This is a genomic window from Streptomyces katrae, from assembly GCF_000717655.1.
GTDB lineage: Bacteria > Actinomycetota > Actinomycetes > Streptomycetales > Streptomycetaceae > Streptomyces > Streptomyces katrae_B.
In genome coordinates, this window is sequence record NZ_JNZY01000002.1 from 120486 (window position 1) to 136344 (window position 15859).

General features: G+C 73.4%; 14 protein-coding genes. 8 read left to right on the forward strand and 6 right to left on the reverse strand.

What is annotated here, in order from left to right; translation table 11 throughout:
* Nucleotides 1-28 precede the first annotated feature (28 nt).
* The 4 genes from IF09_RS0102770 to IF09_RS0102785 form a co-directional block, all read right to left on the reverse strand.
* Nucleotides 29-1039 (reverse strand): LLM class F420-dependent oxidoreductase, encoded by a 1011-nt coding sequence (locus IF09_RS0102770; RefSeq protein WP_030291481.1) that lies wholly within the window; start codon nt 1037-1039, stop codon nt 29-31.
* A 147-nt stretch (nt 1040-1186) separates the two neighbouring features.
* A complete protein-coding gene (locus IF09_RS0102775) occupies nt 1187-1996 on the reverse strand; it encodes a DUF5336 domain-containing protein (protein WP_030291482.1) in 810 nt (269 codons plus the stop codon).
* A gap of 134 nt (nt 1997-2130) precedes the next feature.
* Nucleotides 2131-3093: an N-acetylmuramoyl-L-alanine amidase gene (locus IF09_RS0102780; protein ID WP_030291483.1), complete on the reverse strand. Its 963-nt coding sequence runs from the start codon at nt 3091-3093 to the stop codon at nt 2131-2133.
* 118 nt (nt 3094-3211) lie between these two features.
* Nucleotides 3212-3853, reverse strand: coding sequence for a class I SAM-dependent methyltransferase (locus IF09_RS0102785; RefSeq protein WP_030291484.1), 642 nt, complete (start codon nt 3851-3853; stop codon nt 3212-3214).
* Between the two features lie 453 nt (nt 3854-4306).
* Between IF09_RS0102785 and IF09_RS46715 the strand changes: the two genes are divergently transcribed.
* On the forward strand, nt 4307-6088 hold the full coding sequence (locus IF09_RS46715; RefSeq protein ID WP_030291485.1) for a serine/threonine-protein kinase: 1782 nt from the start codon (nt 4307-4309) through the stop codon (nt 6086-6088).
* A gap of 18 nt (nt 6089-6106) precedes the next feature.
* On the opposite strand, the gene IF09_RS0102795 is transcribed toward IF09_RS46715, so the two are convergent.
* A complete protein-coding gene (locus IF09_RS0102795; protein WP_234320874.1) occupies nt 6107-7120 on the reverse strand; it encodes a polyprenyl synthetase family protein in 1014 nt (337 codons plus the stop codon).
* A gap of 73 nt (nt 7121-7193) precedes the next feature.
* Nucleotides 7194-7607 carry an ATP-binding protein gene (locus IF09_RS0102800; RefSeq protein ID WP_051832039.1) on the reverse strand — a complete coding sequence of 138 codons (414 nt, stop codon included), beginning with the start codon at nt 7605-7607 and terminating at the stop codon, nt 7194-7196.
* A 135-nt stretch (nt 7608-7742) separates the two neighbouring features.
* On the opposite strand from IF09_RS0102800, the gene IF09_RS0102805 reads away from it, so the two are divergent.
* The 7 genes from IF09_RS0102805 (at nt 7743) to IF09_RS0102830 (ending at nt 15849) form a co-directional block, all read left to right on the forward strand.
* A complete protein-coding gene (locus IF09_RS0102805; protein ID WP_030291488.1) occupies nt 7743-8591 on the forward strand; it encodes a helix-turn-helix domain-containing protein in 849 nt (282 codons plus the stop codon).
* Nucleotides 8551-8811, forward strand: a complete 261-nt coding sequence (locus tag IF09_RS42535) for a DUF397 domain-containing protein (protein WP_078613049.1) — start codon at nt 8551-8553, stop codon at nt 8809-8811. Before IF09_RS0102805 ends, IF09_RS42535 begins: the two co-directional genes overlap by 41 nt.
* 2 nt (nt 8812-8813) lie before the next feature.
* Nucleotides 8814-10319, forward strand: coding sequence for a serine/threonine-protein kinase (locus tag IF09_RS39850; RefSeq protein WP_037633782.1), 1506 nt, complete (start codon nt 8814-8816; stop codon nt 10317-10319).
* Entirely contained in the window at nt 10319-11875 is a 1557-nt protein-coding gene (locus IF09_RS39855) for a serine/threonine-protein kinase (RefSeq protein WP_030291491.1), read from the forward strand. The genes IF09_RS39850 and IF09_RS39855 overlap by 1 nt, the downstream gene beginning before the upstream one ends.
* Nucleotides 11876-11953: 78 nt before the next feature.
* Complete coding sequence (locus IF09_RS0102820; protein ID WP_030291493.1) at nt 11954-14086, forward strand: acyl-CoA dehydrogenase; 2133 nt, start codon at nt 11954-11956, stop codon at nt 14084-14086.
* 12 nt (nt 14087-14098) lie between these two features.
* Nucleotides 14099-15289 carry a lipid-transfer protein gene (locus IF09_RS0102825; RefSeq protein ID WP_030291494.1) on the forward strand — a complete coding sequence of 397 codons (1191 nt, stop codon included), beginning with the start codon at nt 14099-14101 and terminating at the stop codon, nt 15287-15289.
* Nucleotides 15290-15333: 44 nt separating this feature from the next.
* The gene (locus IF09_RS0102830) at nt 15334-15849 is read left to right on the forward strand and encodes a YcxB family protein (protein ID WP_158709900.1); all 516 of its coding nucleotides are present in this window, start codon (nt 15334-15336) and stop codon (nt 15847-15849) included.
* Nucleotides 15850-15859: the final 10 nt, after the last annotated feature.

The following is a 15859-nucleotide window of genomic DNA, read 5'->3' on the forward strand; positions in this document are numbered from 1 at the left end:
GTATCGGAGTTGTACCGAAAGACACCCCCTAGCCGTTGAGCTCCGCCAGGACGCGCAGGGTGTGCGGGTCCGGGGCCGTCAGGAGCAGGTCGGTGACCGGGCCCGCCCGCCACAGGTCGAGGCGTTCGGCGATCCGCTCGCGCGGTCCGATCAGGGAGATCTCGTCCGCGAACGCGTCCGGCACGGCGAGGACCGCCTCCTCCCGGCGCCCGGCGAGGAACAGTTCCTGGATGCGGCGGGCCTCCTCCTCGTAGCCCATCCGCGCCATCAGGTCGGCGTGGAAGTTGCGGGCCGCGTGGCCCATCCCGCCGATGTAGAAGCCGAGCATCGCCTTGACCGGGAGCAGCCCCTCGGCGACGTCGTCGCAGACCTTGGCCCTGGCCATCGGGGCGATCATGAACCCTTCGGGCAGGTCGGTGAGCGAGGACCGGTACACGTCCGTGCGGGTCGGCGACCAGTACAGGGGCAGCCAGCCGTCCGCGATCCGGGTCGTCTGGGCGATGTTCTTCGGCCCCTCCGCGCCCAGCAGGAGCGGCAGGTCCGCGCGCAGCGGGTGGGTGATGGGCTTCAGCGCTTTGCCGATGCCGGTGCCGTCCTGCCCGCGGTACGGGTGCCGGTGGAAGCGGCCGTCGAGGGCGACGGGCGCCTCGCGGCGCAGCACCTGGCGGACGACGTCGACGTACTCGCGGGTCGCGGTGAGCGGGCTCGAGGGGAACGGGCGCCCGTACCAGCCCTCGACCACCTGGGGGCCGGAGAGGCCCAGGCCCAGCATCATCCGGCCGCCGGAGAGGTGGTCCAGGGTCAGGGCGTGCATGGCGCTGGCGGTGGGGGAGCGGGCGGCCATCTGCGCGATGGCGGTGCCGAGGCGGATCCGCGAGGTGTGCGCGGCGATCCAGGTGAGCGGGGTGAAGGCGTCCGAGCCCCAGGCCTCGGCGGTCCACACCGAGTCGTAGCCGAGCTTCTCGGCCTCGGTGGCGAGGTCGAGGTGGGCCGGGTCGGGGCCGCGGCCCCAGTAGCCGAGTGCGAGTCCGAGGCGCATGTGCGTCCCCTCCGCGATGCCGTGGTGGCGCCGCGCGTGCCGCGCCCCAGCTGTATCTGACGATGCGTCAGGTGACTGTAGGGCAACGGCCCCCCGCCCGGAAGGGCGGGGGGCCGTCGGGGCGCTGCACCGGCCGTCGGTGCGGGGTCAGCCGCGCTGGATGCCCGAGGTGTCGTTCAGGACGCCGCGGCGGCCGTCCTGGGTCTGGGCGATCAGCGTGGCGGGGCCGCGCTGGTCCACCGCCAGGTACCAGGTGCCCGGAGCGAGTTCGGCGATCGGGGCGGGGGAGCCGTCCTCGGGGAAGAGGGGGCGGGCCACCGGGACCGCGAACCAGAACGGGGTGAAGTCCCCCGCCGGGGCGGGCGTCTGGTCCTGCGGGGCCGGAGCCGGGGTCGGGGTCGGGGTACCGCCGTACGGCGGGACCGGCTGCGGGGTGGAGCCGTACGGCTGCGGCTGCTGGCCGCCCGGGTAGCCGTACCCGGTGCCGGGCTGGGGCTGCGCCCCGTACGGCGCGGGGGCGACGGGCTTGGCCTCCGGCACGAGCGGGCCGGCGAGCGCCGGGATCTTGCCGCCCGCGACGGCCATACCGGCCAGCGCGAGGGTGGCCAGGAAGGCGATGATGCAGCCCGCGCCGAGGTCGGCGCCGCTCGGGCTGGTGATCAGGGACCAGAGGGAGGACCAGGCGGCCGCGACCGCGAGTACCGTCCCCCACGCGGCCAGGGGCAGGCCCGCGAGCTTCCGGGTCTCCGGCTGGAAGCGGGCCGCGATGATCAGGCCGGCCGCGATGAAGCCGAGCAGGAAGATGGTGGGGAGCGCCAGACGGTAGACGTCGGTGTCCCACACGCTCGGCAGGTCGAGGCCGGTCGCGGAGTAGAAATCGAGGAACGAGGCGATGAACAGCAGCACCGCTGCTCCGATCACCACGCCGTCGCCTCGAGTGAGGGAGCGGATGTTCACGTCTTAGGTGTCCTTCTCGGTCTCGGTCGTCTCGTGGTGCCGCGGTCGCACGTGCAGGAGCGGGGCGGGCGGGACCATGGTACGGAGGTTCCCCGCGGCCGAGAGGATCGGGGCGGCAGGCTGTCCCGGTGGGACTACCCGCCCAAGAAGCCGACGATGCCGTCCGCGATGCCCTGGGCCGCCTTCTGCCGCCACTCCGGACTCGTCAGCAGCGCCGCGTCCTTGGAGTCACGCATGTTGCCGCATTCGATGAACACCTTGGGCTGCGTCGAGAGATTGAGTCCGCCGAGATCGTCGCGGACGACCAATCCGGTGCCGCCGCCCAGGTAGTTGGCGGGGGCGGAGCCGGTGGTCCGGGCGAAGTTCGAGGCGATCCGCTCGCCGAGGTCCCGCGAGGGGCCGACGATCTTGGCGGTGTCCGCGGCACCGCCCTTGACCTTGGCCGGGAGGATGATGTGGTAACCGCGGTTGCCCTCGGAGACCCCGTCCGCGTGGACCGAGACCACGGCGTCGGCGGCGGCCTCGTTGCCGATGCGGGCGCGCTCGTCGATGCAGGGGCCGAAGGGGCGGTCGGCCTGGTGGGTGAGGACCACCTTCAGGCCCTTGGCCTCCAGGGCGGTCCGCAGCCGGCGGGACACGTCGAGGGTGAACTCCGCCTCCATGTAGCCGGAGTTGGTGGTGGTGCCGGTGGTGTCGCACTCCTTGCGGTTGGTGCCGATGTCGACCTTCTTGTCGATCTCGGAGGCGTGCTTGAAGTTGCCGGTGTTGTGGCCGGGGTCGATGACCACGGTCTTGCCGGCGAGCGGGCCCTTGGCGGGGGCTGCGGCGGGGCTCTTGGCGGGGCCCTCGGCGGGGGCGGAGCTCGGGGTCGCGGCCGTGCCGTCCGTGGGGGAGGCGGCCGGCATCACGATCCGGGGCGGGCGGGCGTCGTCCGCCCCCGCCCCGGTCGTCACCTGTACGAGGACCCACCCCGCCAGGGCGGTCGGGGCGAGCACGGCGGCACCGACGGCGAGGCCGGAGCGGCGTGCGAACCACCGCCGCTCCGTGCTGACCGACGAGGCGGACTCGGGGGATGGGGGACTGTCGTCGTAGGGCACGTCGCGATGCTAGACCGGCCACCGGCCGGCGGCGCGGACCGTGGGCCATCCGGGGGCGTGGTGCGCTTATCCCCTTATATGCCTGGATCTGCCATCTGGCCCCGAGCGGCGGCCGGCCTCAGATGCCCGGGGCGGTGCGGCGCAGGACGCGGAGGGAGTCGGTCACCGAGACCTCCTCGAAGGCGCCGGAGGCCAGGGCGCGCAGGTAGATCCGGTACGGGGCCTGGCCGCCGTCGGCCGGGTCCGGGAACACGTCGTGGATGACGAGCGTGCCGCCCTCGGCGACGTGCGGGGCCCAGCCCTCGTAGTCGCCCGTGGCGTGCTCGTCGGTGTGGCCGCCGTCGATGAAGACGAGGCCGAGCTCGCCGCCCCAGGCCGCGGCGACCTGCGGGGAGCGGCCCACGACGGCGATGACGTGGTCCTCGAGGCCCGCCCGGTGGAGGGTGCGGCGGAAGGTCGGGAGGGTGTCCATCAGCCCGACCTCCGGGTCGACCACGGCCGGGTCGTGGTACTCCCAGCCGGGCTGCTGCTCCTCGCTGCCGCGGTGGTGGTCGACCGTGATGGCGGCCACCCCGGCCTCGCGGGCGGCATCGGCCAGCAGGATGGTGGAGCGGCCGCAGTACGTGCCGACCTCCAGGAGGGGCAGCCCCAGTGCCGCCGCTGCGGCGGCGGCCTCGTACAGGGCCAGGCCCTCGCCTACGGGCATGAACCCCTTGGCGGCCTCGAAGGCGGCGAGGGTCTCCGGCTTGGGGGTGGCCATGTGTTCCTCCGGGGTGGGGTGGGGGTCTGCTCGGGTGGGCTGGGCGGCCCATGGTGCCCTACCGGCTGGTAGCGCACCATGCCGGGGCCCTCCGCGGTGGTGCCGGTGCCGGTGCCGGTGCCGGTGCCGGTGCCGGTGCCGGTGTCGGTGCCGGTGCCGGGGGAGCCGGGCCGCTGCGCGGGGCCGTCTCCCCGCCCGCCCTTTTTCCGTTTCCCGGGGGGCGACCCCCGGACCCCCGCGCCTCGAGCGCCGGCGGGGCTGAGTTGGTCGGCAAGGCTGGGTCTGCCACAGGCCGAAGAGGCGGCGCGTCGAGCAGGGCCGGGCTGCCGGCCCCGCTCGGCAGGAGCAATGTGTCCCCGTGTGGGCGGCGGGGGTCGGCGCCTTGTGCGGCGCTGCCTTCGTGAGCGCCGTCTCGGTAGGATCCGCATCCCTATCGGGGAGGGGCAGGTCGGTATGGATCGGGCAGGGCCGGGGGATCCGGCGTACGTGGGGCCGTTCCGGGTGTTGGGTGTGCTCGGGGAGGGCGGGATGGGGCGCGTCCTGTTGGGCGCCGGGCCGGACGGGCGGCTCGTCGCCGTCAAACAGGTGCACGACCGCTTCGCCCGCGACGACGGGTTCCGCGCCCGGTTCCGGCGCGAGGTGGCCGCCTCGCGCCGGGTGTCCGGTGCCTACACCGCGGCCGTGATGGACGCCGATCCGGACGCCCCGACACCGTGGCTCGCCTCCGTGTTCGTCGCCGGGCCTTCGCTCGGGGCCGCGGTGGAGTCCGCCGGGGTGCTGTCCGAGCAGTTCCTGCGCCGTCTCGCGGCGGGGCTGGCCTCGGCGCTGGGGGAGATCCACCGGGCCGGGCTGATCCACCGGGACCTCAAGCCGGACAACGTGCTCCTCGCCGAGGACGGCGTACGGGTCGTCGACTTCGGCATCGCACGGGCAGCGGACGGCGAGGGCAGCACCGGGCTGACCCGGACCGGCTGGGTGATCGGCTCACCCGCGTTCATGTCGCCGGAGCAGGCCGAGAGCAAGGAACCGACCCGGGCCGCCGACGTGTTCTCCCTCGGGTCGGTGCTGGTCATGGCCGCGACGGGCAGCAGTCCCTTTGCCGGGAGCTCGACCCTCCAGACGCTGTACGACGTGGTGCACGCCGTACCCGACCTCAGCGGGGTTCCCTCGGGGCTGCGCCCCGTCGTCGAGCGGTGCCTGGCCAAGGACCCGGCCGCCCGGCCGACCGCCGCCGGGCTGCTCGGCCTGCTCGGTCCCGTCGCCCCGGCCGGCCGCCAGTGGCCGCCCGCCGTGTACGAGCTGATCACCGCGCAGCGGGCCGAGATCGACCGGCTGCTCGGCGGCGAGGCCCCCGCGACCGTGAAACCGCCGAAGCCGAAGCCGAAGCTGGGGCCGGATCCCGAGCCGCAGCCGGAACCGGCGCCGGAGCCACAGTCGTTGCCGTTGCCGGACCCACATCCGGGGCCGGAGCCACGGCCCCTGCCGGAGGCGGAGGTGGGGCGGCGTCCGGGGCCTGCGGTTCCGTCCGGTTCGGCCACCGAGGAGGCCCGGCCGCGGCCCGATCAGCCACGGCCACGGACAAGTCCACGGCCGGAGGCGGGGGGCACGGGACCGTGGCGTCGGGCGGCATGGGCGGCCGGCGCCGTGACGGTGGCCGCCGTCGTCGCCCTGGCCGCGTGGCCCGAGGGCGGGGGCGGGGGCGGGGGCGGTTCGCCGGCCGGGAAGGGGAACGCGAGCACCTCCGCTTCCGCTTCCGCCTCCGAGTCCGTGGCCGACGCCGTGCCCCTGCCCTATTACTCGGGGATCCGCACCTGCGCCGAGATGGCGGGACGGTTGCCCGAAGGGCGGAACGTGGCCGAGGACCACCATGAGCGGGACACCTTCACCATGCGGACCAGCTGCACCTGGCGCGCCACCGGCGCCTCCGAGCCGCCGTCCGAGGCGGTCGTGTGGGACCTGATGCTCTTCAGCGGGACCGGGATCGACGGCGCGGCCGACGAGCAGCAGCGCCGCTTCGCCACGGCAGGGAGTTACGGCAGCCGGGAGCCCGGTCTCGGTTTCGGTGACGAGGCCCGCTGGGTGGACGAGGGGTCCACCACCACCTGTGCCCTCGCCGTCCGCGACGCCAACCTGGTGGTCACGGTGAAGCTGTCGCTCCAGCGCCACCCCGGGCCGTCCTGCAGGCAGGACGCGAGGAACCTTGCCCGGACCGCGCTGGCGGCCACGCGCCGTTGATCCGCCGAGGATGGCGGCCTACGCCGAGGCCGCCATCGGAGCGGCGAGGTCCGGCTGGAGGAGCATCTCGGCCGCGTACTCCACGAGGTGCCGCATCGTCGGCAGGTGGCGTTTGTCGCCGCCGAGGGTGGCGAGGAGGGCGTGGGCCTCGGTGCGGAAGGCGTCCAGGTCCGCGGCGTAGCGGTCGAGGACGTCCGGTGCGAGCAGGATGCGGGCGAGCTCCGCGCGGGCGCGCTCCGAGCGGCGGGCGGCGGCGCTCCGGCCCAGGATGTCCTCGCGGGCCCGCGGTGTGGGCGCGTCGTCGAGGGCGCAGGTGAGCAGATAAGTGACCGTCCCGTTGAGGAGGTCCTCATTGCGGCCGGACAGGATGTCTTCCTGGTCGTTGAACAACTGCCACAGGATGCCGAATATGTAGCCGAACTCCCGCCACAGTTCTACTCTTTCGTCACTCGCGCCCGACAATATCGCCGCCATCGCCGTGATCATCGAGAACGGCCCGCCGGATTTCCCGCGGTAGACCTCGATCACCGATTTCCGGGTGGCACGGTCGGCATCTCCGTCGATGTCGCTCAGCTGCCCCCCGGTGCCCACCACCCAGCCGGTCGCGAGCTCCTCCGTCAGTGCCCCCTGGACCGCCGCCGGCACCGGGAGGGACCGGACGATCTGGAGCGGGAGCACCGCCCCGCTGAGCACCGAGGCCAGCAGCGCCTCGTTCTGGCCCAGGCTGTCGGAAGCGGCCGTGCCGTGCCCGTCTGCCAGGTCGTCGAGGTAGCAGGCCGAGGTCCACCACAGCACGTGCACCGCGGCCAGCGGGACGGCCGGCTCGGGGTCCCCCGTCTCGATGGCGTGCACCATCATCGGGAGCACCGACAGGGGATGCCTCAGTTTCTGATGCCGGAGGAGTCTGCTCACCGCGCTCTTGGCGGCGCCCGTACCCGAGTTCGGGGCGAGGCGTAAGAGGGCGGTCGCCAATTCCGCCTCGATGTCCAACGAGACTTGCCGGTGCAGGTCCACGTACGTCACACAATTCACAGGCGCTTTCCTTCCTGAGTGAAATGGGGTCGGCGTTAACGCCCCAGATTGGATCATTTGGTACTGGGGGGATCTAGAGCGATTCTCGGACTTGGCCGAATGTGGCCCGTGCCGGTTCGGTACGGGGTCCGTCGCATTCGAACCACACCGTTTTCCCGGAGGCCGTCGGCTCCGCACCCCAGCGGTCGGTCACGGCCTCGACCAGCCGCAGCCCCCGCCCGCCGTCGGCGATCCCCCCGTCGTCGCCGCGCGCCACGCGCACCGGGCTCGGGCAGTCGTCCGCCACCTCGACCCGCACCCCGCCGGGCCCGCACAGGATGAGCACCGAGCACGCCCGGCCCGGGACGTGCCGGACGACATTGGAGACGAGCTCGGTCAGCGCCAGCTCGGCGGCGTGGGTCAGCCCGGCCAGGCCCCAACTGGCCAGGTAGATCCGCAGGATGCGCCGCATGTGCCGGGCGGAATGCTCACTCACGGTGAAGCCCATGCGGTAGCTCTCGCCAAGTCCGGTGGCTGAATGCTCAGTTGCGCGATTCACGTCACCAGAGTGCGATGGTGTGGTTACGCTCGGCTACGGACTGAAACGAACGCCGCAAGGCGTGTGCTTGGGGGTGACCGCCTCATGGTCAACATCCGCGATCTCGATCCCAGCGCGTCCCCGCTGGATTACTACGGGGCGGAGCTGCGCCGCCTGAGGGAGGAGGCCAAGCTCAAACAGGGGCAGCTCGGGGACATCGTGTTCTGTACGGCCTCGCTGATCGGGCAGATCGAGACGGCGCGGAAGGTGCCGACCCGGGACTTCTCGGAAAGGGTGGACGTGGCGCTCGGTACGGACGGGGCGCTCTCCCGGCTGGTGGGGCTGGTGTTGCGGAGCCAGCTTCCGACCTGGTTCCAGGCGTACGCCGAGATGGAGGCGAGGGCTGCATACATCTCCACCTTCCAGGCGCAGTTGGTCTACGGGCTGCTGCAGACAGAGGAGTACGCGCGGGCCGTGCTGGGCGTGCGGACCGAGGGGGACCTCGACGCGAAGGTGGCCGCCCGGATGGAGCGGCAGCGGATACTCGACCGCGAGAACCCGCCACTGATGTGGGTGGTCATGAGCGAGGCCGTACTGCACCAGGAGATCGGCGGCCGGGAGGTCATGTGGAACCAACTCGCCCACTTGTTGGCCCTACGGAGGCGGGAGTGGGTGCAGGTGCAGATCCTGCCGTTCGAGACGGGCGCACATGCGGGGCTGCCGGGGTCGTTCACGCTTCTACGGTTCGAGGACGACCCGGACCTCGTCTACACCGAGGACTTCGTACAGGGCCATATGACGGCCAATCCGCGGGCTCTCAGGGAGGGTTCGCTCCGTTACGATCATTTGCAGGCCGCCGCTCTCTCCGTGGAGGACTCGGCGGCACGGATCGCCCGCGTAATGGAGGAGCGTTATGGACACCATCCAGGAGCTGACGGGCGCGCGGTGGCGTAAGTCCTCGTATAGCGCTGACACGGGTGGCGAGTGCGTCGAGTGTGCGCCCCTCGGCGCCGCCGCCTGGCGCAAGGCTTCGTACAGCGGTGACACCGGCGGTGATTGCATCGAGGTCGCCTCGCAGCCCTGCCTGATCGCCGTCCGGGACTCCAAGAACCCCGAAGGCCCCGCCTTCACCGTGAGCCCCGCCGCCTTCGCTGCGTTCATCGGCGCCCTCTAGGAGTGAAGCAGCACATAGGGCCGTTCCGGACGGTCGCTGTGCTCGGCCAGGGCGGGATGGGCCGGGTGGTGCTGGGGGTGGGGCCGGACGGGCGGTTCGTCGCGGTCAAGCAGGTGCATGCCGAGCTGGCCGGGGACGAGGGGTTCCGAGCGCGGTTCCGCCGCGAGGTCGATGCCTCGCGGCGGGTGGCCGGCGGCTACACCGCGGCCGTGATCGACGCCGATCCCGAGGCGGAGATGCCGTGGCTGGCCTCGCAGTTCGTGCCGGGGCCCTCGCTGAGCCAGGCCGTGGAGACCGCCGGGCCGCTGCCCGAGGAGGCGGTGCGCCGACTGGCCGCAGGGCTCGCGCACGCCCTGGCCGACGTACACCGCGCGGGGCTGATCCACCGGGACCTCAAGCCGTCCAACGTGCTGCTCGCGGAGGACGGCGTACGGGTCATCGACTTCGGCATCGTGCGGGCGGTGGGGGACCAGACCCGGATCACGCACGCGGGCGCGCTCATCGGCTCGCCCGCGTACATGTCACCGGAGCAGGTGCTGGGGCAGGAACTCACCCCGGCCGCCGACGTGTTCTCGCTCGGTGCGACCCTCGTCATGGCCTGTACGGGCAAGGCGCCGTTCGCCGGGAGCTCGGTGCCGCGGATCCTGCACGAGGTCGTGCACGCCGAACCGGACCTGGGTGACGTACCGGCCGGGCTGCGTGACGTGATCGCCCGGTGCCTGGCCAAGCATCCGGCCGAGCGGCCGACGCCGGGCGAGCTGCTGACCGCGGTCGGTGAGCTGACGCCCTCGGCGCGGCCGTGGCCGGACGCGGTGAACGGGCTGATCGACGAGCAGCTGGCCGTGACGGCCGAGCTGGTGAGCGGGGCCACGGCTGCCGAGACGGTCCCCTTGTGGCGCCGCCGCTGGCCCCGGCCGCTGATCGTGGCGGTTGCCGTGGCGGGTGTCGTGGCCGTGGCCGGGCTGACCGTGGGGCGGTCGTACCTCGGGGAGACGTACCGCGACTTCATATCGGACATCCGGTCGGCAGGGCTGGCGCAGAAGAAGGACAAGTACCCGGCGAGGCCCCCGTCCTGCGAACAGGTCCGGGACACGTTGCGCGTGCCGACCGGTTTCGACCAACCGGACGGGTTCGGGCCGGTCGATGAGTCCGGCTCGGGCTATGCCCGCTGCACCTGGACCAACCGGACCGGTGACGAGATCGAAGCGGAGTGGACGTTCTTCTCGACCGAGAAGGGTGAGCGCACCGGGGCCCAGCGGGCGAAGAAGCGCCTCGAGGTCTTCTACGAACCCGGCAAGACCCGGCGTGACATCGACCTCGGGTTCGCCGACGAGGGTCTGTGGCAGCCGCCTCCCAAGGACGACAGGTTTCCGAACTGCCGTCTGTACGTACGGGACGTCAACATGGTGCTCCACGTCTCGGTGACGGGCCCCCGCTACCCGACCGGCAGATGTGAGGCCGTCACGCGGGAGCTCGCCGCCTCGGTCGTGGAACGGGTGGGGAAGTGATGAGACCGCTCAAGGAGTCCGATCCGGCCACGGCGGGACCGTACCGGCTGCTCGCCGAGCTCGGCCGGGGCGGCATGGGCCGCGTGCTGCTCGGCGCCGCACCGGACGGGCGGCTCGTCGCCGTCAAGCAGGTGCACGCCCGGCTCGCCGACGACGACGGCTTCCGGGTCCGGTTCCGGCGGGAGGTCGCCGCCTCGCGGAGGGTGTCCGGCGCCTTCACGGCCGCGGTCCTGGATGCCGACGCGGACGCGGAGGCGCCTTGGCTGGCCTCGGTGTTCGTGACCGGGCCCTCGCTGGGGGCCGCGGTGGAGAGGGCCGGAGCGCTGCCCGAGGAGACCGTACGCAGGCTCGCCGCCGGGCTGGCGACGGCCCTCGCCGAGATCCACCGGGCGGGGCTGGTGCACCGGGACCTCAAGCCCGACAACGTGCTGCTCGCCCGGGACGGGGTGCGGGTGATCGACTTCGGGATCGCGCGGGTGGCCCGGCCCGGCGAGGTCACCGAGCTGACCCAGGCCGGGACGGTCATCGGCTCACCCGCGTTCATGTCGCCCGAGCAGGCCGAGGGCGGTGAACTGACCCCCGCGAGCGACGTGTTCTCCCTCGGGTCAGTCCTGGCGCTGGCCGCGACGGGCCGCAGCCCCTTCGCGGCGGCGACGGTGGTGCTGACCTTGTACAACGTCGTGCACGCTGAACCGGACCTCCTCGGCCTCCCGCCGGGTCTGCGTGAGCTTGTCACCCGGTGCCTGGCCAAGGACCCGGCGGCCCGGCCGTCCCCCGCCGAGATCCTGGGCCTGACCGGCGCGGCCGGCGCCGCGCAGTGGCCGCCCGCGGTCGAGCGGATGGCCGCCGCCCAGCAGGAGGAGGTCGAGGCCCTGCTCCGGGACCCGGACGGCGCGGCCCGCGCGCTCGGGGGCCCGGACGTGGACCCGGACGCCGCGACCGCCACCGCGGCGGCGGTCCGCCCGGAGCGGGCCCACGCGCCGCGCGGCCGGCGGCTGCGCCTGCGCCCGCGGAACCTGCTGCTGGCCGCGGGCGTCCTCGTGGCGGCCGGGGCCGGGGTGACGTACGGGTTGCGCGCGCTGGAGGAGCCGCCGCCGGCCGAGGCGGACCGGTACCTGAGCGTGCCGTTGTGCTCGGAGGCGGCCGGGAAGCTGCCGCTGCCGCAGCAGGAAATGCGCCGGGCCGGCGACAACGACTCACCCGTGAAGTCGTACGTGGCCTGTGACTGGGTGGTGGCCTTCGACGAGTCCGCCGGTGAGAAGCCGCCGCCGCACGCGTACGTCAGCTGGTCCGTGGAGCGCAGCGGCCGCGTCCCGGGCAGCGGGGCGGAGCGCACGCGGTTCAACCTGGGCAGCGGGCGGGCCGAGACCGGTCTCGGGGCGGGGGACGGCGCGCGCTGGTCGACTCCGATGACCGCGCAGACCTGTTCGCTGGGCGTGAGCGACGGCAACCTCCTGGTGCGGGTGGCCCTCGGCGGTCCGGAGCATCCCGCCGCGACCTGCGAGGCCGAGGCGAAGGAGATCGCCCGGGCCGCGCTGGCGGCCGTCCCGCGCTGAGCCGGGCGGTTCCGTCGGGGAGAACACGTTCTCGTTCTGACCTTCCGTCAGAATGGAACGTGTTCTAGCCTGCCGCGCATGGGCATCGGAATCACTGGGGAACAGCGGGATCTGGCCGGGGCCGTACGGGGCTGGGTGGCGCGGGCCGTGCCACCCGAGGAGGTGCGCAAACTGCTCGACACCCCGCCGCAGACCGGGGCGCGGCCCGCCTACTGGGACGCGATGGCCGCGCAGGGACTGCTCGAGCCGCACCTGGAGGGCGGCACCCTGCTCGACCTGGCCGTCGTCGTCGAGGAGGCCGCCCGGGCGGCGCTGCCCGGGCCGTTCCTGCCGAGCGCGCTGACGTCCGTACTGCTCGACCGGGCCGGGGCCGGACCCCTCGACGGACGGGTCGGCGCGGTCGCCCTCGGCCCGGGGACCCTGACCGCCGTCGCCGCCCGGGGCGGCGGGTACCTGCTCGACGGCGACGCACCCCCGGTGCTCGGCGCCGGGGAGGCCGACCTCGTGCTGCTCGCCGCCGAGGCCGCGCACGGAACGTGCTGGTTCGCCGTGGACGCCGCCGCACTGGACATCCGTACGCACGACAGCGCCGACCCGACCCGGCCCACCGCCGAGGTGCGGGCCCGCGCCGCAAGCGTGCCGCCCGGGCGCCTGCTCGACCTGGACGCGGCCCTGGTCCGGGACCTGGCCTGCACCCTGTTCGCCGCCGACGCCTGCGGCACCGCCGCCTGGGCGCTGCACACGGCCGCCGAGTACGCCAAGGTGCGCGAGCAGTTCGGCCGGCCCATCGGGCAGTTCCAGGGCGTCAAGCACCTGTGCGCCGACATGCTGGTGCGCCTCGAACAGGCCCGCGCCCTGGCCTGGGACGCCGCCCAGGTGATGGACGCGCCGGCCCCGGTGCGCTCGCTCGTGGCCGCGCTGGCCGCCGGGACCGCGCTCGACGCCGCCTACTCCTGTGCCAAGGACTGCATCCAGGTCCTCGGCGGGATCGGCTTCACCTGGGAGCACGACGCGCACGTGCACCTGCGCCGGGCCGTCGTCGCCCGCCAGCTCCTCGGACCCGGCGACGGGCACCGCCTGCGGGCCGTCCGCCTCGCGGCGGCCGGAGCCCGGCGCGAGCTGCGCCTGGAACTGCCCGCGGAGGCGGAGACCCACCGCGCGAAGGCCCGTACCGCCATCGAGGACGCGCGCGGGCTCGACCCGGCGGCCGCCCGGCGGGTCCTGGCCGCCACCGGGTACGCGGCCCCGTACCTGCCGCCGCCCCACGGGCTCGGCGCAGGGCCCGTCGAGCAGCTCGTCGTCCAGCAGGAACTGCGCGCGGCCGGGGTCAGGCTCGCCGACCTCGGGATCGCCACCTGGGTCGTGCCGTCACTGCTCGCCTACGGGACCGACGCGCAGCGGGAGCGGTACCTGCCGGCGACCCTGCGCGGGGACGTCACCTGGTGCCAGCTGTTCTCCGAGCCGGGGGCGGGCTCGGACCTGGCCTCGCTGCGGACCAGGGCGGAGCGGACGGCGGACGGCTCCTGGAAGGTCAACGGACAGAAGGTGTGGACGAGTTCCGCGCACAGCGCCGACTTCGGGATCCTGCTGGCCCGGACCGACCCGGCCGCCCCCAAGCACAAGGGGCTCGGCTACTTCGTGGTCGACATGAAGAACACCCCGGGGATCGACGTGCGCCCGCTCAAGGAGATCACCGGCGAGGCCCTCTTCAACGAGGTCTGGTTCGACGAGGTCCTGCTGCCCGCGGACGCCCTCGTCGGAGCCCCCGGCGACGGCTGGAAAGTCGCCCGCAACACCCTCGGCACCGAGCGGGTCCACATGGCCGACCAGATGACCTTCGACACCGGGATCGAGGCGCTGATCGCCCGCTCGGCGGAACTCGACGGCGCGTACCGGGCGCGGATCGGGGCGCTCGCCGCCGAGGCGCACGCCCTGGCCTGCATCGGGCTGCGCACCACGCTCCAGCAGGTGTCGGGGCTGGAGCCGGGCGCGGGTGCGTCCGTGCGCAAGCTCGTCCAGACCCCGCACCAGCAGCGGACCGCCGAACTCGCGCTCGAACTGCTGGGCCCGGCGGGCGCGGTTCGGGAGGGGGCGGGGGAGCGGGCGGTGCACGGGATGCTCATGTCCCGCTGCCTGACCATCGCCGGGGGCACCACGCAGGTCCAGCTCAACGTCGTCGCCGAGCGCATCCTCGGCCTCCCCAGGGATTAGGAGTTGTCGGGCATGAAGTCGTACATCGTGGGCGTCGGCATGACGAAGTTCGAGAAGCCGGAGTCGAGGGACTGGCAGTACTGGGACATGGCGAAGGAGGCCGGGACCGCGGCGCTGGCGGACGCCGGGATCCCGTACGAGGAGGTCGAGCAGGTGCCGGTGGGGTACTGCTTCCAGGCCTCCACTGCCGGGCAGCGGGCCGCGTACGAGCTGGGGCTGAGCGGGGTCCCGGTCTACAACGTGAACAACAACTGCGCGACGGGGTCGACGGCGCTGATGATGGCGAGGCAGTTCGTGGAGGGCGGGATCAGCGACTGCGTGCTGGCGCTGGGCTTCGAGAAGATGAAGCGGGGCGCGCTGGGGGGCGGGGCCGACGGGGGTGACTTCAAGACCTCGCCGGTGGCCCGGCACTACGGGATCATGGCCGCGGCGCACGGCTTCGAGATGTCACCGCCGACCGCGCAGATCTTCGGGAACGCGGCGCGCGAGCACATGGAGCGGTACGGGACCACGGCCGCGCAGCTGGCGGCGGTGGCGGCGAAGAACCACCGGCACTCGGCGAACAACCCGAACGCGCAGTTCCAGGACGTGTACACGGTCGAGGAGATCCTCGCTGCGAAGCCGATCCACGAGCCGCTGACGAAACTGCAGTGCTCGCCGACCTCGGACGGGGCGGCGGCCGCGGTGGTCGTCTCGGAGCGGTTCGTCGTCCGGCACGGCCTGCACGACAAGGCGGTGGAGATCGTCGCGCAGGCGATGACGACGGACACGGAGGAGTCGTTCGCCTCCGGCTCGTGCATCGACGTGGTGGGCAAGCCGATGACGGCGGCGGCCGGGCGGGCGGTCTTCTCGTCCTGCGGACTCGGCATCGAGGACGTGGACGTCATCGAGCTGCACGACTGCTTCTCGATCAACGAGCTGCTGACGTACGAGGCGCTGGGCATGTGCGAGGAGGGCGCCGCGGGGAAGCTGGTGGAGTCCGGCGCGACGACGTACGGCGGGCGGTGGGTGGTGAACCCCTCGGGCGGCCTGATCTCGAAGGGCCACCCCCTGGGCGCCACCGGGCTCGCGCAGGCAGCGGAACTGGTCTGGCAGCTCCGTGCCGAAGCCGGCCCCCGGCAGGTCCCGGGAGCCCGCGTCGGCCTGGCCCACAACATCGGCCTCGGCGGCGCGGCCGTCGTGACGCTCCTGCGGCGGGGCTGACCCGTTCCGCGGCTCCGGGGGGCACGGGGATAGGCTCCGCCCCCGTGAGCGACATGCGCGAGACTTCCTTCAGCGTCACCGGCAAGGTGACCCGGGACGAGTACACCGAGGCGGCCAGGGCCGCCGGGCTGCTGCGCAGGGGGCGGGCGGTGGCCGCTCTCGGCACGGTCTTCCTGGGCGCGGCGAGCGTGTCGCCGTCCCCGGACGGCCTGACCGTACACCCCGTCTCCCTCGGCATGGCGGTGGCCTACGGCCTCGTCGTGCTGCTCGTCCTGCCGCGGCTGGCGGTGGCCCTGGGCTTCCGCTCGGGCCGGGCCGCCGAGCAGAAGCGGGCCGTCGTGGACGGTACGGGCATCGAGGTGTTCCGCGGCGGGGAGTCGCAGCGGATCGTGTGGGACGAGGTGCGCTGGTACCACGAGACGCCCCGGCTGCACGTGTTCGTGGGCCGTTCGCGCCGCCGGACGTGTCTCGTGGTGCTGCCGAAGCGGCTGTTCACCACGCCGGGCGAGAGCGACCTCCTCGCCGCCCTCGGCCGCTCGCGCGCAGGCGACGGCTCTTAGCGCCCAGCGG

Bases quoted from the DNA above. Each gene is read 5' to 3' on its own strand.
- IF09_RS0102820 (WP_030291493.1), top strand. From the start codon at position 11,954: ATGGGCATCGGAATCACTGGGGAACAGCGGGATCTGGCCGGGGCCGTA.
- IF09_RS0102805 (WP_030291488.1), top strand. From the start codon at position 7,743: ATGGTCAACATCCGCGATCTCGATCCCAGCGCGTCCCCGCTGGATTAC.
- IF09_RS42535 (WP_078613049.1), top strand. From the start codon at position 8,551: ATGGACACCATCCAGGAGCTGACGGGCGCGCGGTGGCGTAAGTCCTCG.
- IF09_RS0102825 (WP_030291494.1), top strand. From the start codon at position 14,099: ATGAAGTCGTACATCGTGGGCGTCGGCATGACGAAGTTCGAGAAGCCG.
- IF09_RS0102770 (WP_030291481.1), bottom strand. From the start codon at position 1,039: ATGCGCCTCGGACTCGCACTCGGCTACTGGGGCCGCGGCCCCGACCCG.
- IF09_RS0102800 (WP_051832039.1), bottom strand. From the start codon at position 7,607: ATGGGCTTCACCGTGAGTGAGCATTCCGCCCGGCACATGCGGCGCATC.
- IF09_RS46715 (WP_030291485.1), top strand. From the start codon at position 4,307: ATGGATCGGGCAGGGCCGGGGGATCCGGCGTACGTGGGGCCGTTCCGG.
- IF09_RS0102785 (WP_030291484.1), bottom strand. From the start codon at position 3,853: ATGGCCACCCCCAAGCCGGAGACCCTCGCCGCCTTCGAGGCCGCCAAG.
- IF09_RS39855 (WP_030291491.1), top strand. From the start codon at position 10,319: ATGAGACCGCTCAAGGAGTCCGATCCGGCCACGGCGGGACCGTACCGG.